Origin of the sequence: Paenibacillus anseongensis (genome assembly GCF_009757995.1) — a bacterium.
Taxonomy (GTDB): domain Bacteria; phylum Bacillota; class Bacilli; order Paenibacillales; family NBRC-103111; genus Paenibacillus_E; species Paenibacillus_E chondroitinus.
Genome location: NZ_WSEM01000012.1, coordinates 302,978 through 326,311, shown reverse-complemented (window position 1 = coordinate 326,311; position 23,334 = coordinate 302,978). Strand labels below are relative to the sequence as shown.

Genomic DNA, 23,334 nt, shown 5'->3' with positions numbered 1-23,334 from the left:
CTTACAGCTTGAAGACTTGAATGGTTTGCTGCAGTTGGGTAACAACCCGCGTCATTTCCTCAGCCTGAGAGACAATGCCTTGGACGGTAGAGATCTGCTCGTTCATGGAGGCCGAAACCTCTTGTGTTCCTGCAGCAGATTCCTCCGTGATTGCCGAGATGTTCTCCATGGCAGCAGCAATTTGCTCGGAGCTGACTAGCATTTGTTCGCTTTCTTCGGCAAAGCGGTTAATTTCTTCCGAGATAAAACCAACGCTATCGACAATCTGAGCGAAGACCGTTTCTGTTTGATCGATAAGTACGGTTTGCTTTCTAACGACATCTTCGTTGACTTGAATGCTGCGAATGGCTTCCTGGATGCCCTGCTCAATGCTCTTGACGAAGCCAAACACTTCACGAGTAAGGGACGTGGACTCCTCAGCAAGCTTGCGCACCTCTTGTGCGACGACTGCAAAACCTCGGCCGTGCTCGCCGGCTCTGGCGGCTTCAATGGAAGCGTTAAGCGACAGCAGGTTCGTTTGCTCAGCAATCTCCGAAATGGAGCGGGTTACGTTCGTAATACCGGCCGCTTGACGAGCCAACATGTCAATGGTTTCGGAGACCTGCTGCGTCACTTCTACATTTCGCTTCATGCCGACGCCTTGGCTTTCAACGGAAGTACGACCCTTCTCAACCAGCGTCATCATCTGATCGGAGCGATCTTTCATTTCCTTGGCGGAACCTGCGTAATTGACAATCTTCACTTCTATGTCTTTGGTCGTAATCGATACACCGGATACTTCTTCTGAGATTTGACCGGCACCGGCAGCCAGCTCATGGGCCGAAATGCTCACTTGTTCCAGGACCGTGCGAAAGTTTTCGTTCTTGGAGTAAATATCGCGGCTGGTTTGGAAAACTTGCTTGGATATGGATCCTGTATCGCGAAGAATATCACGCAGTTTGTCGATCATTTTGTTGAAGGACTGGCCAAGTTGACCTAGTGTATCGTCGGACGTTACCGTTACCTTTTGAGAAAAGTCGCCTTTGGAAATGTTGAGTGCAATGCGGGACAGGTCGGCCACAGGTTCTGTCAATTGGTTTTCAAACCATCTAATGAAAGGGTAGCTTAACGCAAGGAGCAAAACCAGGAAAATAATTCCTAGTAAGCGATTCCATTCCGATGATATTGTAAGGACTAGCAGAAATACACAGTTTAAACCTATTAACCCATAGCAGCCTAACTGTAATTTCTTTCTGAAAGATAAAGTTGACATTTTATCCAAATTGACCGACTCCCTTGCGAAATTTGTAATGTATGCAGGAATAATGGACTATGTTTGAAAATTATAACATTGAATCTGGAAATATTCTACACAAATTCGACAAATATCGTTCGGATTCGATGGATACAAGTAGTGTACATAAAGAGAGTATTAAGAATAGTAAAAATTTTAAGGATATTAAAATAAATTGTTGAAATTTGTAAATTATGTCGATATAATAGGTCTACAGTCGTAATTTACATAATAAGTAAAATTTAAAAACTTAAGGGGGAAGATGATGAGTTTGGATCAAATATCACTTGCAAGACAAATCGATTTGGTGTTTAGAAGGATTAAAGATGAGCTATCGCATGTAAGTTCAGGTACAGTGTTTGTGCACATCAGGAATAATGAAATTGGCAAATTTGGCGTGAAGCATCTCCCGTTCGAAAGCAAGGACGGCGTACTTCCAGAAATTAAGGTCAAAGGTCTCACGGAGATTCAGTATCAATCTTTTCGTCAGATGGCGCTTGAATCGTTGAAGCGTAAGAAAAGTTGGACACATGGAGAAATTTACTTTGATTTCACGGTTAGGCAAGGAATATTGTCGGCTAGCATTACGTTTGAAACCAATTATAATATGGCTAGCATGGCCAAGACGATTTAGCACTTATCCTATAATAGAAACACCCCTGGTCGCATGGATGACCGGGGGTGTTTGCTGTATTTGAATGTTAACCGCGATTTCTGCTGCGATACAAGACATAGATAAACAATGGCGCTCCAATGGCAGCTGTGAACACGCCGGCTGGAATATCGAGCGGTTTGAATACGAACCTTCCCGCCAGATCGGCAAGAAGTAGGAGTAAGGAACCAGTTAACGCCGAAACGGGAATCAGCGATCCGAAGCTGGGTCCTACCAACTTGCGGGCGATATGCGGAGCCATGAGGCCGATGAAATTAATGGCTCCTCCGAATGCGACGGCGGCGCCAGAAAGGGCTACGCTCAAAATGATGAGCAGAAAACGCTGGCGTTGTACGCTGCTGCCCACATTGCGGGCGATGTCTTCGCCTAAGGATTGCACCGTAATATGACGCGCATATAAGAAGATGATCGGAATCAGCACCGATACCCAAGGTAGAAGCGGATAGACCGCCTTTTGCCAAGAGACGCCATAGATGCTCCCAGTCATAAAGGTTAGCGACTGATTCGCAAGAATGATAGGTCCAGATATCATCATCAAATAAGAGAGCGCGCTCATCGCGGCTGTGAATCCTGTGCCGATCAGGACAAGGCGAAGCGGGGTAATCCCATTTTTCCATGAGAGGGAGTAGACCAGCAAAGTAGCGATGAATGCGCCGAGAATGGCGGCAACAGGCAGCCAGTGAATGCTGATTTTATCCGAGAAAAAGAAGAAAAAGGAAACCGCTCCGAGTGTAGCTCCACCTGTTGAACCAATCGTATCCGGCGAAGTTAACGGGTTTCGCACAATCCCTTGCAGGATGGAACCGGCAACCCCCAGGGATGCGCCGATTAACATAGCGACAATCACCCGAGGCAAACGCAGGGATCGGACAATCATGTTGCTGGGATCCGTCCCATAGCCGAAAACGGCACGTACAACCTCAACTGGCTTGATATAAATACTGCCTATTCCTGTGCTTAGGATCATGACAATAATGACTGCTAGAAGCAAGATCAGTGATACAAGGAGAGATTTCTTGCTGACTCTATAGGAAAAACCTTTGTTTCGAAACGTCATATGTCGATTGGAATGACTCATTTCAGCAGCCCCCCTTTGCGAGCAATGTAGATGAAGAAGGGAACTCCGAGAATGGCTGTCGTTACGCCAACATGAACTTCCTTCGGCATAACGATGAAACGGGCGATGACATCAGCGCCAACGAGCAGGATGCCGCCTAGAATTGCACTGTAAGGAATGACCCAGCGATAATCGATGCCTACGAGGAACCGGACGATATGCGGGATGATGATCCCGACAAAAACAATCGGACCTGCAACGGCGACGGAGCCCCCTGCCAATACAACGATAACGACTGCGGTAATGAATTTTATGTAAATCGTGCGTTGTCCCAGCCCTTTGGCGACATCGTCTCCCATGGACAGGATGTTGATGTGCGGCGCAAGTAAAAACGCTCCTACCCAGGCAATTAAGATATAAGGGTAGACCGATTGGAGCATAGCCATGGTTCTTCCTTCAACCGACCCAACAAGCCAGTAGAGGACTTGGTCAAACGCTTTACCATTTCCTAGCAAAATGCCTTGAGTCAGCGAAGCGAAAAAGGCCGTCATCGATGAACCCGCCAGCGTAATCTTCATCGGCGTTAAGCCATCTCTGCCTAAGGAGCCAAGCCCATAGACGAGGGCAGAACTCACAGCAGCACCCAGAAATGCAATCCATGTGAACTGTGTCAGACTAGATACATTGAAAAATCCAACAGACAACACGATGGCAAAGGCTGCGCCTGAGTTAATGCCAAAAATACTTGGCGACGCAAGTGGATTTCGTGTCATTGCTTGCATAAGCGCCCCCGCAACAGCCAGGCTTCCGCCTACGAGTGCGGCGATTAACGCTCTGGGTATTCGAACGGTCTGAATAATGATGGATTCGTTCGAAGGATTCGTTAAATGGTCAAATGATTGCATGACCTGTGCCCAAGTATAGCTATGTAGACCGAATCTGACGCTGCAAACCATCATCACGGCAAGCACGATAAGGGCTGCCAGCAGTCCAATACCTTTGTATAAAGGATATAGTCGTTCGTTATTTGAAGAATTCATAGATAAGTGCCTGCTTCCTTATTAGATGCTTCGTTTATTTTAAAGAGAAAGGCAGGGGAAGTCAACGATTTTGAGAATCATTATCAATTTCGATTGACAGAACCTGCGGAAGCGAGTACCATGTACGTTAGATAATGATAATCGTTATCACATCATTAATTGAAACGTGTGGAGGGAACATAGTAAGATGTTTGGTAAAAAAATACAGTTAAAAAGAGCTTGGGCTCTTGTTGCCATTATGTTTGTAGTATCTATTGTTTTAGCAGCATGTGGAGAAAAGCCTAGCGCTCAGCCAGCAGCATCCGCATCTGCAGCACCGCAAGAATCCGCTAAGTCCGATGCTCCTCGTACGATTAAGCATGCGATGGGGGAAACCGCTGTACCTGCGCAGCCGAAGCGTGTAGTTATTTTGACGAATGAGGGAACAGAAGCCCTTATTGCTCTTGGAGTTAAACCGGTGGGTGCGGTTGAATCCTACTACGGAAATCCATGGTTTGATCATATCAAAGCTGATATGCAAGGTGTAACGACAGTTGGTGGAGAATCACAGCCAAACCTGGAGTTGATTGCATCCTTGAAACCGGATCTAATCATCGGTAACAAAATGCGTCATGAGAAAGTGTACGACCAACTTAAAGCGATTGCTCCAACGGTTTATTCGGAGACATTACGCGGTGAGTGGAAAAGCAACTTCGCTTTGTATGCCGAGGCGCTTAACAAGAAAGCGGAAGGCGACAAAATCATTGCGAACTTCGACAAACGTATTGATGATTTCAAAAGCAAAGCAGGCGATAAGCTGAAAGAGAAAATCGCAGTTGTCCGCTTCATGGGCGGTAAAACACGTTTCTACTATGGAAATATGTTCACTGGTGTTATTTTCAAACAAATTGGATTCCCGCGTTCAGATCCGAAAAGCGATGAGAAATCTTTTGAGGATATTACCAAAGAACGTTTGACGGAATTGGATGCTGCAGACCGCGTGTTCTACTTTACATATGAGCTTGGCGATGGTAAAGGAACGAAGCAAGAGCAGGAATGGATGAATGATCCGCTTTGGAAAAACCTCAAAGTTGTGAAAGACAATAAATTAGTAAAAGTGAATGATGCGACATGGAATACGGCTGGCGGCGTGAAAGCAGCTAATCTCATGCTCGATGATCTGTATAAGATCTATGATGTAAAACCTTAATCCATAAGGGGACTGCTTCTTGCGAGCAGTCCTCTTTCGGTTCCCAGATGCAAAAAGGAGGGCCTCCTTTCAGTAGCGCAGCTACTTCAAGGAAAGCCCTCACTTGCTTAAGTATGGGAGAGATGTTATCTGCTAAATCTGTTAGCGCTGCCGCCTGCTAGCTGTTGTTCAGCAATTTGAACGAGGCGACGTGTGATGCTGCCCCCAATGGAGCCTGTATCACGGGACGTCATGTAGCCATAGTAACCGTCTTGAGGAATCTGGATACCTAGTTCTTGAGCAACTTCATATTTCATTTGATCCAAAGCTGCTGTAGCTTGTGGAACAACTAAAGAGTTGCTGCTGCGAGATTGTCCTGCCATCTGATATCACCTCCAGTAATAGGTAGTATAATCTCTTTTGTAAAATATACTCATCAAATTTACTGGAAATTTCCGGTAATGTTTTAGGGGTGGAAAAGCAGGATTGGACAGTCTTTGTTATAATAAGAAAAGCAATGGGAGAGCGGAGGCGAAATCATGTTTGAACTATCTGTAAAGGGCTGGTCCCTTGATAAAGACTTGCAAATCATACAGGCGGATGTCCGCATGGCGGTAGACGACAGCGTTATTATTGAAGAACCGCTATGCGTCGATGTGGGGCTCCCTGCGCTGCTGTACAGTGCACTGAGCGATACGGAGCCGAATCGTTTTGCACCACCGGATCAATGGGAGCAGATGCCCTTCTTTGTTTGCGGCTGCGGAGACCCGGAGTGCAGGGGATTTTCATTTGTCGTGCATCATTTGCCGGAGGAGCAAATTCAGCTGATCTCGGTTGAAGAGCGAACAAACGGCACATACCGCGAGCTTGAGACCCACAACATACCATCTGATCACTACAGGAAAGAGGTCCTGGAGATCGGAGAAACCTATTTGGCATTTATCAAAGGGTTGGACTATAGGCCCTATTTTGCAGATACGGTGAAAGTAGTTGAAGGGCTGGTACATCAATTACATCAACAACGACGGAGTGAATAGGATGGCAGCAGTAAAATATTATGTCGTTTGGGTGGGGCATAAGCCAGGGATCTATCGATCATGGGCAGATTGTCAGGCGCAGACCAAAGGATTTCCGCAAGCGAGATTTAAATCATATGAGTCCGAAGCGGAGGCGCGACAAGCTTTGGAGAAAGGCTGGCAGAAATCGCTGAATTTTGGAGGAAAGCCTGGCGCGTCGTCATCTTCAGCTTCCGGCAATAAATCGGCTACCCCTGAAACAGCTCCGGAAGTGGACTATGACAGTCTGTCCGTGGATGTGGGTTGCTCCGGGAATCCGGGGATTGTGGAGTACAAGGGAGTCGATACACGGACGGGAGAAATTCTTTTTTACCAAGGTCCCATTTCCAAGGGTACGAATAATTTGGGCGAGTTTTTAGCGATCGTGCACGGTCTGGCTTATTTACAAAAGCAGGGCAGCAACAAAACCATTTATACGGATTCGGTCACAGCTTTAAGCTGGATTCGCAAAAAGGAAGTTTCGACCAATTTAGTTCGGGATGCTTCTACAGAAGAAATTTGGTCGCTCGTTGACCGGGCGCTGAAGTGGCTTCGGACGAACAGCTACGCGAATAAGATCGTGAAATGGGACACGAAAAAGTGGGGAGAAATCAAGGCTGATTTTGGCAGAAAATAAACCCTTGCTTTTACATTGACGCGTCAGTACACTAAAGGGAGAATTTTGACGAAAAGTGTGATATGATAGATTCATTGTTTTTACAAAAGAATTGTAATCTAGGAGGAATAGAGAATGGCTCATCCAAAACAGCGTAGCGACATGATTAAAAAAGGATTCGACCGCGCTCCACACCGCAGTTTGTTGCGTGCAGCCGGCGTTAAAGAGGAAGATTTCGGCAAGCCGTTCATTGCGGTTTGTAACTCTTATATAGACATTATCCCTGGGCATGTCCATTTGCAAGAATTCGGTAAGCTGGTGAAAGAAGCGATCCGTGAAGCAGGCGGCGTTCCTTTCGAGTTCAACACGATTGGTGTTGACGATGGTATCGCAATGGGGCATATCGGTATGCGTTATTCCCTGCCAAGCCGTGAAATTATTGCGGACTCCTTGGAAACAGTCGTAAACGCGCACTGGTTCGATGGTCTTATCTGTATTCCTAACTGTGATAAAATTACGCCGGGTATGATCATGGGCGCGCTTCGCGTTAACATCCCTACGATGTTAGTTAGCGGTGGCCCAATGAAAGCCGGAAAAGATAAAAATGGTAAATCCATTTCCTTGTCCTCCGTTTTCGAGGGCGTAGGTGCTTTCCAAGCAGGTAAATTGGATGAAGCAGGTCTGGAAGAGCTTGAGCAATACGGTTGTCCGACTTGCGGATCTTGTTCCGGTATGTTCACAGCGAACTCCATGAACTGTTTGGCAGAAGGTCTAGGCCTTGCTATGCCAGGTAACGGTACGATCTTGGCTGTTGCTGAAGAGCGTAAGCAATTCGTGAAAGATTGCGCGAAACAACTGATGACATTGATCGAAAAAGACATTAAACCGCGTGATATCGTAACGATTGAAGCGATTGACAACGCGTTTGCACTTGATATGGCGATGGGTGGTTCCACGAATACGGTTCTTCACACATTGGCTATCGCTGCTGAAGCTGGCATCGAATACCCAATTGCTCGTATTAATGAAGTGGCAGAGCGTGTTCCTCACCTTGCCAAAATCGCTCCAGCTTCCGATTATCACATTGAAGATGTGCATTTAGCCGGTGGCGTTAGCGCGGTTATTAACGAGCTATTGAAAAAGCCAGGCGCTTTCGATGGCGATCGTCTTTCCGTTACAGCACAAACGATTCGTGAAAACGTAGCTGGTTGTGAAATCCAGAATACGGACGTTATTCGTCCGTTAAGCAACCCGCACAGCGAAAGAGGCGGACTGGCTGTTCTGTTCGGTAACCTTGCTCCTGAGGGCAGTATTGTTAAAGTCGGAGCGGTAGACAAATCCGTTGGTGGGCGTCACGTAGGTCCTGCGATCTGCTTTGATTCCCAGGATGAGGCGCTTTACGGCATTGCCAATGGCAAAGTGAAAGAAGGCCACGTTGTTGTAATCCGCTATGAAGGGCCTAAAGGTGGACCTGGTATGCCGGAAATGCTAGCTCCAACGTCCCAAATCGTTGGTATGGGTCTAGGCGCGAAAGTAGCCTTGATTACAGACGGACGTTTCTCAGGGGCATCCCGCGGTATCTCCATCGGTCATATGTCTCCAGAGGCTGCTGAAGGCGGACCACTTGCTTTCGTTCATGATGGCGACATTATCGATGTCGATATGGATGGCCGCAAAATCAATTTGCAAGTCAGCGATGAAGAGTTGGCGAAGCGCCGCGAAAGCTGGCAAGAGTTCCAACCGAAAATTAAAACCGGATATTTGGCGCGTTACACGAAAATGGTAACGAACGCGAGTGCCGGGGCTATTCTGAAATGGTAAAATAATAAACGGCCAGGGCTTATGAGCTCTGGCCGTTTTTATATGCTTTTTTATAAAAAGAAATGCATAAATAGCAAGGAACCGGTCAAAACCGTAATTGCAACAACAATGGAGAGCGTAAGCACGAAACGGGCTTTAAAGATGGATAACAGCATCAGCGTGCTTTTGACATCGATCATTGGGCCGAAGACGAGGAAAGCTAGCAGAGAGCCTGGAGAGAACGTTTTGGCGAATGAGGCGGCTACGAAGGCATCTGTTGTGGAGCATAACGAAAGCAAGTAGGCAAAACCCATCATAAAGACATGAGAGACGAAAGTCCCTTGGCCGATGGCGGATAAGCTGTCTTGGTCGACGAAGGTTTGAATTAATGCGGTTAGGAAAGCGCCGAGCATTAGGTATTTGCTCATTTCATATAGCTCAGATGTGCCGTGGCTGAGCATGGTGGCAATTCGGCTGTCACCGTGAGAGTGGTTGTGGCCGTGATCGTGGTGGTGAGCATGATCATGCGAATGGACATGGTCATGATGATGATCGTGACCGTGACCGTTATGCTCATGCACGTGGATGTGCTCAGACGCATGCCCGCTATTGGCGTGGCGCAGCGGACTGCTTTTCAGAAAGCGGGTCAGGAGGAGACCGACAACGAGCGCAACTCCGAAGGTGAGCCCCATGCGTGAATAAGCCATTTCCGGCGCACTGCGGAAAGCCATGAAGGTAGACGCGAACACGATTGGATTCAGAATCGGTCCGACGAGTATGAAAATAACGGCGATATACACAGGCATTCCTTTGCGCATAAGCCGGCGAACGAAAGGTATCATGCCGCACTCGCAGAGCGGGAACATAATCCCCAGCACACAGGCAAACAGGATGCCGCCAAGCGGGTGCTTGGGTGTCATACGCCGGATGAACGCTTCCGGGATGAAGTTTTCAACGACGGTGGAGAGTAGGACCCCCATGAACATAAAAGGCAGGGCGTCGAGGAAAATGTCCATAAAAGCAGCAAATACATGCTTGATATCTTTCAGGATCGGCGCCATTGGCGGAAGTTCTCTCGTCGTTAGAATGAGGATGAGAAGACATGCGCAAATCACCGTGGAGATGGGAAGACTCCACCGGTATAGTGTTGATGACAATGCAGTGACACCCCTTTGCCCGTTGATGATAGGATCGTATGTTATCTATCCTATGTCCATGCAGGGAAAGATAGGACAAAGACCTTGGTTGACAATGGAAAGTCAAGGTGTATAATTATATAAAATCAATAAGCGATGACAGGAACAAGTACGTTTGTATCCCGTTACTCAGAGAGCCGGTGGTTGGTGCGAACCGGTGTAACGAGCAAACTGAATGGATCCTTGAGCTTGAGGCTGAACACAGATCAAGGTTGCCGGAACCTAGGCCGGAAGAACATCCGAATCTGACAAGTATGCCGAACGGCTGCTCTCCGTTACAAGAGCCTGAAGGTCTATGCGGCAATTTATGCTCATCCATGGACAAATTAGGGTGGTACCACGGTCTCTCGTCCCTTGCGGGGAGAGGCCTTTTTGTTGTCTTTTTTAACTGTTAAACGTACAAAAAAGCAAATTTTATGAGGAATGTGGAGGGATTTTCACAATGAAACGAGTATTATCAGGCATGCAATCCAGCGGCCAGCTGACAATTGGGAATTATATCGGCGCTCTTCGTAACTATGTGAAGCTGCAGCATTTGCACCGTTGTTATTTTATGGTGGTGGATATGCACGCGATCACGGTGCCGCAGGATCCTGCAGCGTTGAAAGAACAAACGGAGTCCATTGCTGCGCTTTATATTGCGGCGGGGCTAGATCCGAATAAGGCATCCATCTTCCTGCAATCCCATGTTCACGCACATGCGGAGCTCGGCTGGATTATGACGACACTGACGCATATGGGCGAGCTTGAACGCATGACGCAGTTCAAAGATAAATCAGAAGGCAAGGAATCCGTTGGCGCAGGCCTCTTTACGTATCCATCGCTCATGGCGGCAGACATTCTCTTGTACAATGCCGATTTGATCCCGGTTGGGGACGATCAGAAGCAGCATTTGGAGCTTACTCGCGATCTGGCTAACCGCTTTAACAACCGTTTTGGCGATATGTTCGTGATGCCGCAGCCTTATATGCCGGAGATTGGCGCAAGAATCATGTCCCTGGACGATGCTTCCAAGAAGATGAGCAAAAGCAGTCCAAATGCTGGAAGCTACATTGCCATGCTCGATGACCCGTCTGTCATCCGTAAGAAACTTAGCCGTGCCGTGACAGATTCTGGCCGTGAAGTGAAATACGATCCGCAGAATAAACCGGAGGTTAGTAATCTGATCTCGATCTACTCGCATTTTGCTGAGATGAGTGTAGCTGAGATTGAAGCCCGCTATGATGGTCAAGGTTATGGACCGTTCAAAAAGGATCTGGCAGAGCAAATCGTGGCTGTCCTCGAGCCGATTCAACAGCGATATCAGGAGATTCGCCGTTCCGGTGAGATTTTTGATATTTTGAAAAAAGGTGCGGAAGAGGCTGCTGAAGTTGCTAACGAAACCTTGCTTGAAGTGAAGAAGCGGATGGGCTTCGTAGTCATCTAAAAAAATACGAAAAGAGCTCAAACAGCGGTAATTGCTGCTGAGCTCTTTTTTTTGTGCAGCCGTCGTGGTTACGGCCGGGAATTTCTCTTGCGAATTTTTGCCTTAACGGCAAAGCCATATCCTATAAAGCCTAACGCGATGATCGTGCAAACGAGAATCATCCATGGCTGCCGGAGTGCGATAAATAGGGAGATGGAGGCAAGCAGAAGCGTGCCGATTATAGCGAATAAAAGCGCGAGCGGTTTACTCATGAACGTGACCTACTTTCTAGAAGTTTAAACAGTGTCTTCTTATTCTAAACTTTTTTGAGCGCTGTGCATATAAATTCATTTCCTCCACATACTATGTTTGCAAGCTTGCAAATACATCAAAGATCATAGCTGACTGAAAGGAGTCTGATCCTTATGGCACAATCTCGTAACAGCAACACTTTGGCCGTTCCACAAGCTACAGCAGCTCTAAATCAATTGAAATATGAGGTAGCTCAAGAACTGGGCATCCAAATTCCTCAAGATGGTTACATGGGCTATATGGCTACTCGCGATGCAGGTTCAATCGGGGGTAACATCACTCGTCGTCTAGTGCAAATCGCTGAGCAAACGTTGGCTGGTCAATCCGGCTTCCGCAGCTAAGAAGCGATAACCCGTTATTAGTTTTCCCGATTATTGTAATATAAAAGCTCAGAGGCCTAAAAAACCTCTGGGCTTTTTTTCACGGAAAAGAAAAAGACGCGTCATGGCACGCGTCTCTTCGCTTAATAGAGATCTACTCGAAGTTTCTTCTCCAGTCTGGTGTCGTTGACCCAGCCTACGTAAGAATCGAGTGTTTTGAAATTGTGGTCCATATGGATGACGCCAACGAACGGGTATTGCTTACGGTGGCGATAACGCACATCGGCCCATCTGACTTCGTAACCCCAGCGATGTTCTTTCACTTCCGCACAGGTGAACGATGAGAAATACAGCAAAGCTTGAATGTCTTCATGCTTCTTGGAAGCTTCGACGGCTGGATGATCCTCACATCTCACGGTATCCAACCATTTGAGCTTGGAATTTTTAAGCTCGCCCAGTTGGAAAGTGCCGTCTGCTCTTCTTTTTACGACATTCCAGACGTAGAGGTTGAATGTTACAATAAGCGTGTACTGATCGCCATGCTGGAAAGTCGGATCCTTCCGGTAAAGGCCTTTTTCTACAATGTAATGGTCAAGCGTGCGCCAAATGTAGTAAAGGGCGATGATGCCATATAAGGTTGGGAAAACAAGCTTTGGACTAGCCACGTGGAAGGACCACATGAAGATAGCCGCTATGTGGCTCGAAAAGATAAAGGGATCGAAGATATGGATAATGTTCCACGATACCCACTTTTCAGAAAAGGGCCGAATGGCTTGTGTACCATATGTGTTGAAACAGTCGCTGAAAACGTGAAAACAAACTGCGATCCCTACCCACATTCCTAGATGCAGCAGAGGGACTCCGTGAAAAAATAAAGCGAGTGCACCAGTGATCAATAGCGTCCAAATCAGTAAAGCCGGCAAAGAGTGGGAACGACCGCGATGATTGCGGATATACGTGGCGTTATTCTTGAAACGAAGCAGCCCGTCCACATCCGGAATCTGTGAACCGATAACGGTTCCGATGAAGACAGCAGTTGTAGCGGCTGAATCCGCGGAAACGCTGGGATCAATCTGCGACAGTCCTGCTAACCCTAAGCCAATAACAAGATGTGTTCCTGTGTCCAAGTGGGTTTCTCCTCCTAAGGTCATTTTCCGTCTTCTTATTAGTTTACCATTTTGGAGTAAAAAATAAATCAGAGGGAGATCTAAAAATGTCTAAAGTTTTTGTAGAGTATGCCATAAATCCCGAATATCGGGACTCTTTTCTCATCTATATGCAGGAGTGGCAAAAGCGGGAAGGGCGATTGGAGGTATTGGAGGGAACGGACCAGCCAGGACTTTTTGTAGAAATTTGGAGCGAAGTGAGCCGAGATGAATATATCGCTATAAAGGAAGAACGATTGCAGCAAGGCGGAGGGCAGGGCAACCAGGCAGCGTGGGAAAAGTGGGTCAAAGGTGGATTAAGCAAGCTGCATATGTGGCATTTTACACCGTTTGAATAACAAAAGAAAACCGCTGCCTTGGTTAAGGTTAGCGGTTTATTAAGATGTAGCATCCGTATTATTTTCTGTTGGCATAGGGATAGTAGTAATTTAATTCCTCGTCGAATGTGATGTAGTCCAGATTCACCATAAGCAGTAAGTAGCGCATGCCTGTAGCCGGATCGCTGATGATGATATGGTCGCGTCCTGCTGCTTCCAACTTGCCTTTGAAAATTTTGGCATTCCATTGCGAGTTATTTTCGTATGTCATGTAGAGCGTAGCCATTTTGCCAAGATTAAGCCGCAGAATATTCTCGATATAAGATTCTTCCATCGGTAAGCCAGGCACGTTTACACCGGTTTGCAGGCCAGTTCCTGTAGGTGGCAGCGTGGAGCCGCTAGGCTGCATAGGAACCATTTTGTTCGTAATTGCTGTTGGAACCGGGTAGGCTGGGTATGGAGTTCCGCTGAATGTTGGCATTTGCGCTTGATTGCCAATTTTGTAAGGGTTATTCAACATAACTGTAAATCCTCCTTGGAGCTTTCCTTGTGGAAGCTTTCTTCTTGTGAAGCATACACCTCATCATATTGTGCATTCGCCTATTTGGTGACTGATTTCCCCGTTCATCTGCAAAATAAAAAAGCTCCAAAAGGGAGCTTAACTCAGTAAAAATTTATATCCGACACCCCAGACGGTTTTAATATATTTCGGTTCTTTCGGGTCGGTTTCTATTTTTTTGCGAAGGTTTGCGATATGTACATCTATGGCGCGCTCGGTAACATAGGAATCGAAACCGCGTACCCGGTTGAGCAGCTCCTCGCGGCTGTAAACACGGCCTTGATTTTGCCATAATAGCTTCATAATCTCGAATTCGGAGAACGTGGTCTCTATTAATTTGTTATGTACAAAAAGACACCGTTTCTCGAGATCCAGGTAGACGATCTGATTGGATGAGGGCTCGGCTGCGGCAGCTGCGACATGGGCAAAAGAGGTCGAACGGCGCAATAAGGCTTGTACCCGTGCAGCTAATTCTCTCATGGAGAAAGGCTTGCATAAGTAATCATCTGCTCCCGTTTGCAGACCCTTGATTCGGTCGGAAACTTCACTTTTGGCCGAAACCATGAGAATGGGTATAGTCGAAGCTGTTCGGAAGGAAGTGCATAGCTGGATTCCGTCAACATCTGGCAGCATGATATCAAGAACAATGACATCAGGATTGAAATCCCGGAATAAGGTTTCTCCTTGACGGCCATTCTCCGCCCGCATGACTTGATAACCTTCTTCGTACAAATAAATGGACATCATTTCACCAATGCTTAGATCATCTTCAATAATTAAAACTTTAGACATAAACGTTCCCCTCCTTTTCCTTCAAAAGGCTCGGTGCTCGATATGCCGGACGCAACATTCGATCCTATATGTAACATGTTATCATTATCCATTTTGTGCCGTCCAGTTTTTAGGCAATAATTTCAATTTCTTTTCAAAAAAGAAAAAAGGAAGCTGGATGGTACTTGATGCCTAAAGTTAGGTCAAGTAATCCAGCTTCCTATGGTAGGGTGAGCATTCAGGAACGAATTCATACGGTTAAGTGCTTTCGAACTTGATCTTCGCTCAACTGCTCGGCATGACCTTCGGCGGCAATCGTCCCCCGGTCTATGACATAATAATAATCCGCGATGCTCGTGGCGAACTCCAAGCTTTGCTCGACCAATAAGACGGCTATCTCTCTTCTCCGTTTAATGGATTCGATAATGGCTTCAATCTCCATCACGATGGAAGGTTGGATGCCCTCCATAGGTTCATCCAGCAGCAAAAGTTTCGGACCTGCAGCTAGAGCACGGGCGATTGCCAGCTGCTGCTGCTGTCCGCCGCTGAGGTCTCCCCCTTTGCGGTGCAGCATTTGCCGCAGAACGGGGAAGGTGTCATAGAGGGACTCGGGCAGCTTCTTTCTCCCGTCTGTCGCGGCTTCGAGGCCGAGCAGCAAGTTTTCCTCAACCGATAACTGAGGGAAGATTTCTCGGCCTTGCGGCACATAACCGATGCCCGATTTTGCGCGTTGATCCGGAGGAAGGGCCGTGATGTCCCGCTCGTTATAGTGAATGGAACCGGACTTGGGCTTAACCAGACCCATAATGCTCTTCATGAGCGTTGACTTGCCTACGCCGTTACGTCCCATTAGACAAACGATCTGTCCAGGCTTCACAAGTAAGTTTACTTGGCGAACGACCATACTTTCCCCATAACCGGCTTCGATATTTTGAAGATTAAGCACCGCGCTCCACTCTCCTTCCCAGATAAACCTCAGCAACCCTATCGTCATTCTGGATATCCAGCATCGTGCCCTCGCGAAGGACGGTACCTTCATGTAGTACGGTGACTGTTTTGGCAAATTGGCGAACAAATGCCATGTCATGCTCGACCACAATAATCGTTTGATCCGCTGCGATTTCATGGAGCAGCTCGCCCGTCTTCTCGGTTTCGCTATCCGTCATGCCGGCTGCCGGCTCATCAAGCAGCAGGAGATCAGGCTCCTGCATCAGCAGCATGCCGATTTCGAGCCACTGCTTCTCCCCGTGAGAAAGGGAGCCGGCGCGTTCTTTGGCCTTGCTTTGCAGGCCGATCATAGCAAGTCTTTGGTGCAGGCGATCCCGCTGCTCGCTGGTCGTTTTGGCCCAGAGCGCGCTGAGAAGTCCGCGCTTTTGTTTCATGGATAAGGCTAGATTTTCAAATACCGTTAAGGTTGAAAAGACAGAGGGGGCTTGGAATTTGCGTCCGATCCCGAGCTGTGCAATTTGGTGCTCTTGATGCTTGGCAAGATCAATGGTGTCTTTGAAAAAAACTTCACCTAGCGAAGGTTTCACTTTCCCGCAAATGACATCCAGGAGCGTTGTTTTACCGGCCCCGTTGGGCCCGATGAGAAAGCGAAGCTCGCCATATTCCAAGGAAAAGTCGAGATTGCGCAAGGCTTTAAAACCGTCGAAGCTGACCTCGAGCCCTTTTACGCTTAATATTTTTGCGCCAGGCACAGGCACAGTTTGTTGCTCTGCTAATTGTCCGAGCATGGGAGGTTCCTCCTTCTTTTATTCATGAAACAAATGACGGCCAGCTTATCTGGCTTCTTGCGAGGAAGAAATGGGCTTGGGCAGCACAGGCTTCTTCCAATTGGAAGTGTAGTGCGTAATGGTGCCGACAATTCCTTTGGGGAGTAAAAGCACAACGATAATGAACATCGCGCCGAGCATGATGGGCCACCAAGCGGGATAGGCTTCGCTGAACGTTGTTTTGGCGGCGTTGGTCACGAGAGCTCCGAGAACAGCGCCTCCAATGGTAGAGCGGCCCCCGATAGCGACCCATAACACCATTTCAATCGAGGGAACAATCCCCATCTGAGCGGGGGAAATGATTCCTTCCTGAAGCACGAAGAGCACGCCGGCGAGTCCGGCCAATCCTGCAGAAGCACAGTATATGAAAACTTTGTACGTGACCGGATTGTAGCCGATGAAACGTACCCGATTTTCTCCATCGCGGATGGCGGTCAGAATATTGCCCATACGGCTGGTGACGAGCAGGCTGCATAGGATTAGCACGATAGCAACGACAGCTAAGGTGAGATAGAAGAAGAGCAACTTGGTTGACTCTGCTTGCAGGTTTAAGCCTAAAAAGGAGTCAAAGTTCGTAAGCCCATTCGTTCCCCCTGTGTAGCCTTGTTGGCCAACAAATAAGGTCACTGTAATAATGACAAGAGCTTGCGACAGGATGGAAAAAAAGGCGCCTTTAATCCGGTTGCGAAAGGTAAAATAACCTAAAATGAAGGCGACCATCATAGGAATGATGAGGGCCAGCAGAAAAGCTGCGCCTGCCGAATGGAAGGGAATCCAGAACCAAGGCAAGCTTTCGACACCGCTCCAGGACATGAAATCAGGCAGCTCTCCCGGACTCGCGGCTAGTTTCAGATGCATAGCCATACAGTAGGCGCCGAGCCCGAAGTATACGCCATGACCGAGACTCAAGATGCCGGTGTAACCCCAAATGAGATCAATGCCCATGGCAATAATGGCATAGGCGAGAAACTTGCCGAGAAGCGAAAGGCGGAAGTCAGACAAATACAGTGGCGCAAAGGCCAACACGATTAAAAAAACGGTGTAAACCATCAGTTTCAACTTGGATTGTCCGGCGAAAAGCATGGAAGATGCCACATCCTTTCTTCAATCTAAGGATCTTGAACGGATCGTCACAAGTCCCATCGGTTTCCATTGCAAGAAGGCGATGATCAGTGTGAAGACAAGTACTTTGCCAATTGTCGCACTGGTTGTGTACTCCAACGCGGTATTGAACACGCCGATGCCCAAAGCTCCGGCGACCGTCCCAATCAGCTTCCCGATGCCGCCGAGCACAACAACCATAAAGGCATCAACGATGTAGTATGTGCCGATTGTTGGTCCAATAGGTCCGACCAAGGTTAGCGCACATCCGGCAATGCCGGCCATTGCAGAGCCAAAAGCGAATGATTGCGCATCTACTCGGCGTGTAGAAATGCCAAGGCAAGCAGCCATTTGGCGGTTCTGCATCACGGCTCTCATCCGTCTGCCGCCTGCTGAGTGATATAGGTACATATAGATCACGAAGATACAGAGCGCGACAAGCGCAATAATGAAGAGGCGCTTGTAAGGCAGCGTGAGGTCTGCTGTAAGGCGGAGTCCACCTTCCAACCACTCGGGAGCTTTCACCGCGACGTTAGGCGCGCCGAATATGGATCTGGCCAGCTGCTGCAGGGCTAAGCTGACGCCCCATGTGGCAAGCAGGCTATCTAGAGGCCTGCCGTACATGAACCGTATGAGGCAAACTTCCAGCAGCCAACCGACGAGGAAGGCTACAGCAAAGGCGACCCCGAGCGAAACGACGAAATACCAGCCGAAAGCTGAGGCGGGCAGGAATTTCTGGAACCCGTGCTGGACCAGATAGGCCATATAAGCTCCGATCATAATAAACTCACCGTGAGCCATATTCATGACATTCATAAGTCCGAATGTAATGGCAAGCCCAATAGCAATCAGGAGCAGGATGGAGCTGAGACTTAGGCCGTTGAATAATTGAAGCAGCAGCAAACTCATGACGATGCTTCCCCCTTAGTGAACCCCGAGTAAAATAATGAAATCCAGGGCTGCCGTCAGGCAGACCTGGTTTCAAGAGCAATCCTATCGGTGAGCTTTATTTCTTCGTTACTTCGCCGCCCCATGGATACGTTTTGAGGAAAGGGTCCGGCTTCAGCGGTTGACCGGAATTCCATACTTCTTTAATTAGCCCGTCGGCGCCAATTTGGCCGATACGCGCCGTTTTGGAAATGTGCTGGTTCTCGCCATCGATGGTAACTTTGCCTTCCGGTGAATTCCACTCGATGCCTTTGGCAGCTGCTTTTACTTTTTCTACATCAAAAGAGCCTGCTTTTTTAACGGCTTCTGCCCATAGATAAACGGCGGTGTAACCGGCTTCGATCGGATCATCCGTTACGCGGTCCTTCCCGTATTTTGCTTTGTAGGCTTCAACGAATTTTTTGTTCTCCGGTGTGTCCGTTGTTTGATAGTAATTCCAAGCTGTGTAGTGTCCATCCAGAACAGAAGCTCCAATACCGCGAACTTCTTCCTCGGCAATACTAACCGACATCGTTGTTAGGTCTTTGGCCGTAATGCCAGCGTCTTTCAATTGCTTGAAGAAAGCTACGTTACTATCGCCATTGAGTGTATTGAAAACAACATCCGGCTTCTCTTTTTTGATTTTGCTAATAATTGTGTTGTAATCCGTGTGACCAAGCGGCGTATACTCTTCAGCGACAAGGGTGCCGCCTTCGGCTTTAAGCTGCTCTTTAATAATTTTGTTGGCTGTTCTTGGGAAAACATAGTCAGAGCCGAGGAGGTAGAACTTCTTGCCCTTGTTTTGGAGGAGCCAGGTTACAGCGGGGATAATTTGTTGGTTCGTTGTTGCGCCGACATAGAAAATGTTCGGTGAGGATTCCACGCCTTCATACTGAACGGGATACCACAATAATCCTTTGTTTTGCTCGACGACCGGAAGGACCGCTTTACGGCTGGCTGATGTCCAGCAACCGAAAATTGTCACAACGCTGTCTTTCTGCAGTAACTTCTTAGTTTTCTCTGCAAAAGTAGGCCAATCGGATGCGCCGTCTTCAATGACGGGCTTTAGTTTTTTGCCTAAGAGTCCCCCAGCTGCATTAATTTCATCAATCGCCATTAACTCCGCATCTCGTACAGATACTTCACTAATGGACATCGTGCCCGTCAGAGAGTGAAGAATACCAACAGGTACAGTCTCGTCTTTCGTTTCCGCTTTGACTTCTGCCGCCTTCGTTGCTGCGGTGGTTGCAGTAGGCTCCGACTTTGCACAGCCCGTTGCGACCAACATCAATGCCATGCTTAAAGCGACGGTGAGCTTCCCCTTGTTTCTTATCTCTCTCATGATTCGTCCCACTCCCTTACTTACAAGATTTGGATTACAAGGCTTATGATAAAGTGGGTAAAAGGTTAATGTCAATATTCATGACATAAATTGGTTTTCGTTTTGTGATTCATGCACAAGGAAATGCAAATTCTTTGTGTTCGATGTATAAAATATGGAAAATAATTAGAAAAATCAAGCGTTCTATGTTAATTAATATGACATTAAAGATTTACAAGCATGAAATATCCGAATATAATAAGTGTAAAAGAATCCCATTATTCGGTTTTTGAAGAGGTGATGATGTGCATTTAACCGAACGTGAGAAAGAAAAGCTCCTCATAACAGTAGCTGCAGACTTAGCAAGGCGGCGACTGGCCAGAGGCGTAAAGCTGAATTATCCCGAAAGTATTGCACTTATTACATCTGAAATTATGGAAGGCGCCAGAGATGGCATGACAGTTGCCGAGCTGATGGCGTTCGGTACGACCATTTTGAAAGCAGAGCAGGTTATGGAAGGTGTTCCTCAGATGATTCATGACGTACAGGTAGAAGCTACATTTCCCGATGGCACGAAGCTGGTGACGGTTCACCAACCCATTACCTAACGAAATGGATGAATCGATTGAAAGGGGCGAGAAGATGGTTCCGGGAGAATATCGAATAAACAAAGGCGTTATAGAAATGAATAAAGGCAGACAATCCGTCGAAGTCATCGTCACGAACACAGGGGATCGACCGATTCAGGTGGGCTCCCACTATCACTTTTTTGAAGTGAACCGAGCGTTGGCTTTTCCAAGAGAACTGGCCTTCGGCATGCATCTGGATATTCCGGCGGGGACGGCCGTTCGGTTCGAACCTGGCGAGCAAAAGCCGATTCAGCTTGTTGAGTTGGGCGGAGCCAAATTGTCCTATGGGCTCAATAACTTGAGCGAAGGGCCGGCGGTTAAGGACCAGATGTCCAATGAGACGAGAGCTAGATGGCAGGCATGGGAGGGGAAAAGCGTGTGAGTCAAATAGATCGTAAGAGCTACGCGCTGATGTTCGGGCCTACGACCGGCGACGCTATTCGGTTGGCGGATACGGAATTATGGGCGCAAATTGAGCATGATTACACTGTCTATGGGGACGAATGCAAATTTGGCGGAGGGAAAGTCATCCGGGACGGCATGGGACAGTCGAGTGGCGCCACCCGAGATCAAGGCGTGCTCGACACGCTGATCACGAACGCTGTCGTTATCGATCATTGGGGGATTGTGAAAGGCGATATCGGCATCAAGGATGGACATATCGTCGGAATTGGCAAAGCCGGCAATCCCGATATTATGGATGGTGTGCACCCGAATCTGATTGTCGGAGCAAGCACGGAGGTCATTGCTGGCGAAGGTAAAATCGTAACGGCTGGAGGCATTGATGCTCACATTCATTATATATGCCCTCAGCAGATCGAAACGGCGCTGTCCTCCGGCGTGACGACGATGATCGGCGGCGGTACAGGACCGGCAACAGGTACGAATGCGACAACCTGCACGCCTGGCGCCTGGCATATGCAGCGGATGCTGGAAGCTGCTGAAGCGTTCCCGATGAACTTGGGATTCACAGGGAAGGGAAATTCCTCCTTCTTGGCGCCATTAATCGAACAGATTGAAGCTGGCGCCATCGGTTTGAAGCTGCACGAAGATTGGGGAACGACACCGGCGGCCATCGACACGTGCCTGAAGGCAGCCGATCAATATGACGTTCAGGTCGCTATTCATACGGATACATTAAATGAAGCGGGATTTTTGGAGGATACGCTGGCGGCCATCAAAGGCCGTACCATCCACACGTATCATACGGAAGGAGCAGGCGGAGGGCATGCGCCGGATATCATCCGGGCCGCTGCTGAGCTGAATATACTGCCGTCTTCGACCAATCCGACACGTCCTTACACGATTAATACGATTGAAGAGCATTTGGATATGCTCATGGTTTGTCATCATTTGGACAGCCGGATTCCTGAGGATGTGGCATTTGCCGATTCTCGGATTCGCCCGGAAACGATCGCTGCCGAGGATATTCTGCATGATCTTGGAGTGTTCAGCATGCTGAGCTCGGATTCGCAGGCGATGGGCCGGGTTGGGGAGGTCATCATTCGCACCTGGCAAACGGCGGATAAGATGAAGAAACAGCGGGGACCGCTCGCTCCGGATACGGAGGAAGGCGACAATTTCCGCATCAAGCGATACATTGCCAAGTATACGATTAACCCTGCGATTACGCATGGCGTTTCGCATCTGGTTGGTTCCATAGAGCCGGGCAAATTCGCGGATCTGGTGGTTTGGAGCCCGATGTTCTTCGGGGTTAAACCTGATTTGGTGCTCAAAGGCGGCAGCATTGCGTACGCGCAAATGGGGGACCCCAATGCATCTATTCCAACACCGCAGCCTGTGTTCGGAAGGCCGATGTTTGCGGCTTTCGGCAAAGCTTTGACCCAAAGCTCGATGACGTTCGTTTCTCAAACGGCTTATGACAATGGCATCGCGCAGAGGCTCGGTCTACAGAAGCGGGTTGAGCCTGTGAAGGGCTGTCGCGAAATTTCGAAGAAAGACATGATTCATAACAACGAAACGCCTTCCATAGAAGTGAACCCGGAGACTTATGAAGTCAAAGTGGATGGCGAAGCCATCACCTGTGAGCCGGCGACGAAGCTTCCGATGGCGCAATTATATTTCCTATTTTAAAAAATGTAGGTGATGCTCATGGATGAGGCGCAGCGGGCAGCGGCCACGCAGCAAGAAGCAGCAGCCCCAAAGTTTCACTGGCTTGCCTACCAGCAGCTACTAGATTCGGCATTGCCGATCGGTGGATTTTCACATTCCTTCGGCTTGGAAACGTTAGTTCAGCAAGGACGTTTGGAAACCGTCGATGAGCTTGAGGCTTACATCAGCACCATGCTCCTCCACAGCTGGTCATCGTCTGATGCGATGGTGATCAAAGCAGCCTACATGCATATTCCCCGTGGGGATTGGGAACAGCTTTGGGCAATCGACCACATGCTGCATGTGCAGCGGGTGTCAAGTGAGGCGAGAAGCGGCGTTCAGAAGATGGGACGCAGGCTGCTGCAGTTATCCCGGGCTTTGTATCCCAGACTGGATTGGGAGTCATTAGACGAAGCCGTGAAGGACGGGCGCTGCAGTGCCAATCATCCGATGGTACATGGATGGGTGAGCTATCACCTCGGCGTTCCGCTGGATCAAGCGGTGGAGGGATATCTGTACAGTTGTGTAATGACGTGTATCAACAGTGCTCTCAGGCTCATGTCCATGGGCCAAACGCAAGGCCAAATGCTGCTCGCCAAGGTGATTCCGTTGATTGGAAGCCAGTGGCAGCGCGTAGCTCATTTAGATCCTAAGGATGCGTATACGAATTCACCCTCGGCTGATCTGGCAATGATACAGCACGAGACCCTCTATTCGCGGTTGTTCATGTCTTAATTCAAT

Annotated in this window: 26 protein-coding genes and 1 other annotated feature; of the genes, 12 read left to right on the top strand and 14 right to left on the bottom strand. The window is 48.2% G+C overall.

Annotation, left to right across the window (positions count from 1 at the left end; all coding sequences use genetic code 11):
* Position 1: 1 nt before the first annotated feature.
* A complete protein-coding gene (locus GON05_RS13930) occupies positions 2 to 1,072 on the bottom strand; it encodes a methyl-accepting chemotaxis protein (protein ID WP_307719930.1) in 1,071 nt (356 codons plus the stop codon).
* A 466-nt stretch (positions 1,073 to 1,538) separates the two neighbouring features.
* Here GON05_RS13930 and GON05_RS13925 point away from each other — a divergent pair, with 466 nt between their 5' ends.
* Positions 1,539 to 1,907, top strand: a complete 369-nt coding sequence (locus tag GON05_RS13925; RefSeq protein ID WP_127453016.1) for an O-methyltransferase — start codon at positions 1,539 to 1,541, stop codon at positions 1,905 to 1,907.
* Positions 1,908 to 1,974: 67 nt separating this feature from the next.
* On the opposite strand, the gene GON05_RS13920 is transcribed toward GON05_RS13925, so the two are convergent.
* Positions 1,975 to 3,024 (bottom strand): FecCD family ABC transporter permease, encoded by a 1,050-nt coding sequence (locus GON05_RS13920; protein WP_157319666.1) that lies wholly within the window; start codon positions 3,022 to 3,024, stop codon positions 1,975 to 1,977.
* Positions 3,021 to 4,043, bottom strand: a complete 1,023-nt coding sequence (locus GON05_RS13915) for a FecCD family ABC transporter permease (RefSeq protein WP_157319665.1) — start codon at positions 4,041 to 4,043, stop codon at positions 3,021 to 3,023. The genes GON05_RS13920 and GON05_RS13915 overlap by 4 nt, the downstream gene beginning before the upstream one ends.
* A gap of 187 nt (positions 4,044 to 4,230) precedes the next feature.
* Between GON05_RS13915 and GON05_RS13910 the strand changes: the two genes are divergently transcribed.
* Positions 4,231 to 5,232, top strand: a complete 1,002-nt coding sequence (locus GON05_RS13910) for an ABC transporter substrate-binding protein (RefSeq protein WP_157319664.1) — start codon at positions 4,231 to 4,233, stop codon at positions 5,230 to 5,232.
* A 125-nt stretch (positions 5,233 to 5,357) separates the two neighbouring features.
* Here the strand turns inward: GON05_RS13910 and GON05_RS13905 are convergent, their stop codons facing one another.
* Positions 5,358 to 5,594 carry an alpha/beta-type small acid-soluble spore protein gene (locus GON05_RS13905; protein WP_127453012.1) on the bottom strand — a complete coding sequence of 79 codons (237 nt, stop codon included), beginning with the start codon at positions 5,592 to 5,594 and terminating at the stop codon, positions 5,358 to 5,360.
* Between the two features lie 156 nt (positions 5,595 to 5,750).
* Between GON05_RS13905 and GON05_RS13900 the strand changes: the two genes are divergently transcribed.
* The 3 genes from GON05_RS13900 (at position 5,751) to ilvD (ending at position 8,703) form a co-directional block, all read left to right on the top strand.
* Positions 5,751 to 6,248, top strand: coding sequence for a hypothetical protein (locus GON05_RS13900; protein ID WP_127453011.1), 498 nt, complete (start codon positions 5,751 to 5,753; stop codon positions 6,246 to 6,248).
* A 1-nt stretch (position 6,249) separates the two neighbouring features.
* Positions 6,250 to 6,903, top strand: a complete 654-nt coding sequence (gene rnhA / locus GON05_RS13895; RefSeq protein ID WP_157319663.1) for a ribonuclease H — start codon at positions 6,250 to 6,252, stop codon at positions 6,901 to 6,903.
* A 114-nt stretch (positions 6,904 to 7,017) separates the two neighbouring features.
* Positions 7,018 to 8,703: a dihydroxy-acid dehydratase gene (gene ilvD / locus GON05_RS13890; protein WP_157319662.1), complete on the top strand. Its 1,686-nt coding sequence runs from the start codon at positions 7,018 to 7,020 to the stop codon at positions 8,701 to 8,703.
* A 50-nt stretch (positions 8,704 to 8,753) separates the two neighbouring features.
* On the opposite strand, the gene GON05_RS13885 is transcribed toward ilvD, so the two are convergent.
* Positions 8,754 to 9,839, bottom strand: a complete 1,086-nt coding sequence (locus GON05_RS13885) for a permease (RefSeq protein ID WP_246239101.1) — start codon at positions 9,837 to 9,839, stop codon at positions 8,754 to 8,756.
* Positions 9,840 to 9,965: 126 nt separating this feature from the next.
* Positions 9,966 to 10,236 (top strand) — a binding site (T-box leader).
* 84 nt (positions 10,237 to 10,320) lie between these two features.
* On the opposite strand from GON05_RS13885, the gene trpS reads away from it, so the two are divergent.
* Complete coding sequence (gene trpS, locus GON05_RS13880; protein ID WP_127453005.1) at positions 10,321 to 11,304, top strand: tryptophan--tRNA ligase; 984 nt, start codon at positions 10,321 to 10,323, stop codon at positions 11,302 to 11,304.
* 68 nt (positions 11,305 to 11,372) lie between these two features.
* On the opposite strand, the gene GON05_RS13875 is transcribed toward trpS, so the two are convergent.
* A complete protein-coding gene (locus GON05_RS13875; RefSeq protein ID WP_127453004.1) occupies positions 11,373 to 11,555 on the bottom strand; it encodes a DUF5325 family protein in 183 nt (60 codons plus the stop codon).
* A gap of 153 nt (positions 11,556 to 11,708) precedes the next feature.
* On the opposite strand from GON05_RS13875, the gene GON05_RS13870 reads away from it, so the two are divergent.
* Complete coding sequence (locus GON05_RS13870) at positions 11,709 to 11,936, top strand: alpha/beta-type small acid-soluble spore protein (protein ID WP_127453002.1); 228 nt, start codon at positions 11,709 to 11,711, stop codon at positions 11,934 to 11,936.
* Positions 11,937 to 12,058: 122 nt separating this feature from the next.
* On the opposite strand, the gene GON05_RS13865 is transcribed toward GON05_RS13870, so the two are convergent.
* Positions 12,059 to 13,042, bottom strand: a complete 984-nt coding sequence (locus GON05_RS13865) for a metal-dependent hydrolase (protein WP_157319661.1) — start codon at positions 13,040 to 13,042, stop codon at positions 12,059 to 12,061.
* An 86-nt stretch (positions 13,043 to 13,128) separates the two neighbouring features.
* On the opposite strand from GON05_RS13865, the gene GON05_RS13860 reads away from it, so the two are divergent.
* Positions 13,129 to 13,419, top strand: coding sequence for a hypothetical protein (locus GON05_RS13860; RefSeq protein WP_157319660.1), 291 nt, complete (start codon positions 13,129 to 13,131; stop codon positions 13,417 to 13,419).
* Positions 13,420 to 13,477: 58 nt separating this feature from the next.
* Here the strand turns inward: GON05_RS13860 and gerQ are convergent, their stop codons facing one another.
* The 7 genes from gerQ to urtA all read right to left on the bottom strand — a co-directional run bounded on the left by gerQ (position 13,478) and on the right by urtA (position 19,873).
* Positions 13,478 to 13,918 (bottom strand): spore coat protein GerQ, encoded by a 441-nt coding sequence (gerQ, locus tag GON05_RS39295; RefSeq protein ID WP_246239099.1) that lies wholly within the window; start codon positions 13,916 to 13,918, stop codon positions 13,478 to 13,480.
* A 138-nt stretch (positions 13,919 to 14,056) separates the two neighbouring features.
* Complete coding sequence (locus GON05_RS13850) at positions 14,057 to 14,749, bottom strand: response regulator transcription factor (protein ID WP_157319659.1); 693 nt, start codon at positions 14,747 to 14,749, stop codon at positions 14,057 to 14,059.
* A gap of 229 nt (positions 14,750 to 14,978) precedes the next feature.
* Complete coding sequence (gene urtE, locus GON05_RS13845) at positions 14,979 to 15,674, bottom strand: urea ABC transporter ATP-binding subunit UrtE (protein WP_309491821.1); 696 nt, start codon at positions 15,672 to 15,674, stop codon at positions 14,979 to 14,981.
* Entirely contained in the window at positions 15,667 to 16,464 is a 798-nt protein-coding gene (gene urtD, locus GON05_RS13840) for an urea ABC transporter ATP-binding protein UrtD (protein ID WP_157319657.1), read from the bottom strand. Before urtD ends, urtE begins: the two co-directional genes overlap by 8 nt.
* A 45-nt stretch (positions 16,465 to 16,509) precedes the next feature.
* Positions 16,510 to 17,553 (bottom strand): urea ABC transporter permease subunit UrtC, encoded by a 1,044-nt coding sequence (urtC, locus tag GON05_RS13835; protein WP_246239136.1) that lies wholly within the window; start codon positions 17,551 to 17,553, stop codon positions 16,510 to 16,512.
* Positions 17,554 to 17,607: 54 nt separating this feature from the next.
* Positions 17,608 to 18,513, bottom strand: a complete 906-nt coding sequence (gene urtB / locus GON05_RS13830; RefSeq protein WP_157319655.1) for an urea ABC transporter permease subunit UrtB — start codon at positions 18,511 to 18,513, stop codon at positions 17,608 to 17,610.
* A gap of 97 nt (positions 18,514 to 18,610) precedes the next feature.
* Complete coding sequence (gene urtA / locus GON05_RS13825; RefSeq protein ID WP_246239097.1) at positions 18,611 to 19,873, bottom strand: urea ABC transporter substrate-binding protein; 1,263 nt, start codon at positions 19,871 to 19,873, stop codon at positions 18,611 to 18,613.
* A 284-nt stretch (positions 19,874 to 20,157) separates the two neighbouring features.
* Here urtA and GON05_RS13820 point away from each other — a divergent pair, with 284 nt between their 5' ends.
* The 4 genes from GON05_RS13820 to GON05_RS13805 are packed head-to-tail and all read left to right on the top strand — an operon-like array spanning position 20,158 to position 23,328.
* Positions 20,158 to 20,460, top strand: a complete 303-nt coding sequence (locus GON05_RS13820) for an urease subunit gamma (RefSeq protein ID WP_127452987.1) — start codon at positions 20,158 to 20,160, stop codon at positions 20,458 to 20,460.
* A gap of 34 nt (positions 20,461 to 20,494) precedes the next feature.
* Positions 20,495 to 20,863, top strand: coding sequence for an urease subunit beta (ureB, locus tag GON05_RS13815; RefSeq protein ID WP_157319654.1), 369 nt, complete (start codon positions 20,495 to 20,497; stop codon positions 20,861 to 20,863).
* A complete protein-coding gene (gene ureC, locus GON05_RS13810; RefSeq protein WP_181646397.1) occupies positions 20,860 to 22,575 on the top strand; it encodes an urease subunit alpha in 1,716 nt (571 codons plus the stop codon). Before ureB ends, ureC begins: the two co-directional genes overlap by 4 nt.
* Before the next feature lie 12 nt (positions 22,576 to 22,587).
* Positions 22,588 to 23,328, top strand: coding sequence for an urease accessory protein UreF (locus GON05_RS13805; RefSeq protein ID WP_338114070.1), 741 nt, complete (start codon positions 22,588 to 22,590; stop codon positions 23,326 to 23,328).
* The last annotated feature ends 6 nt before the right edge of the window (positions 23,329 to 23,334 follow it).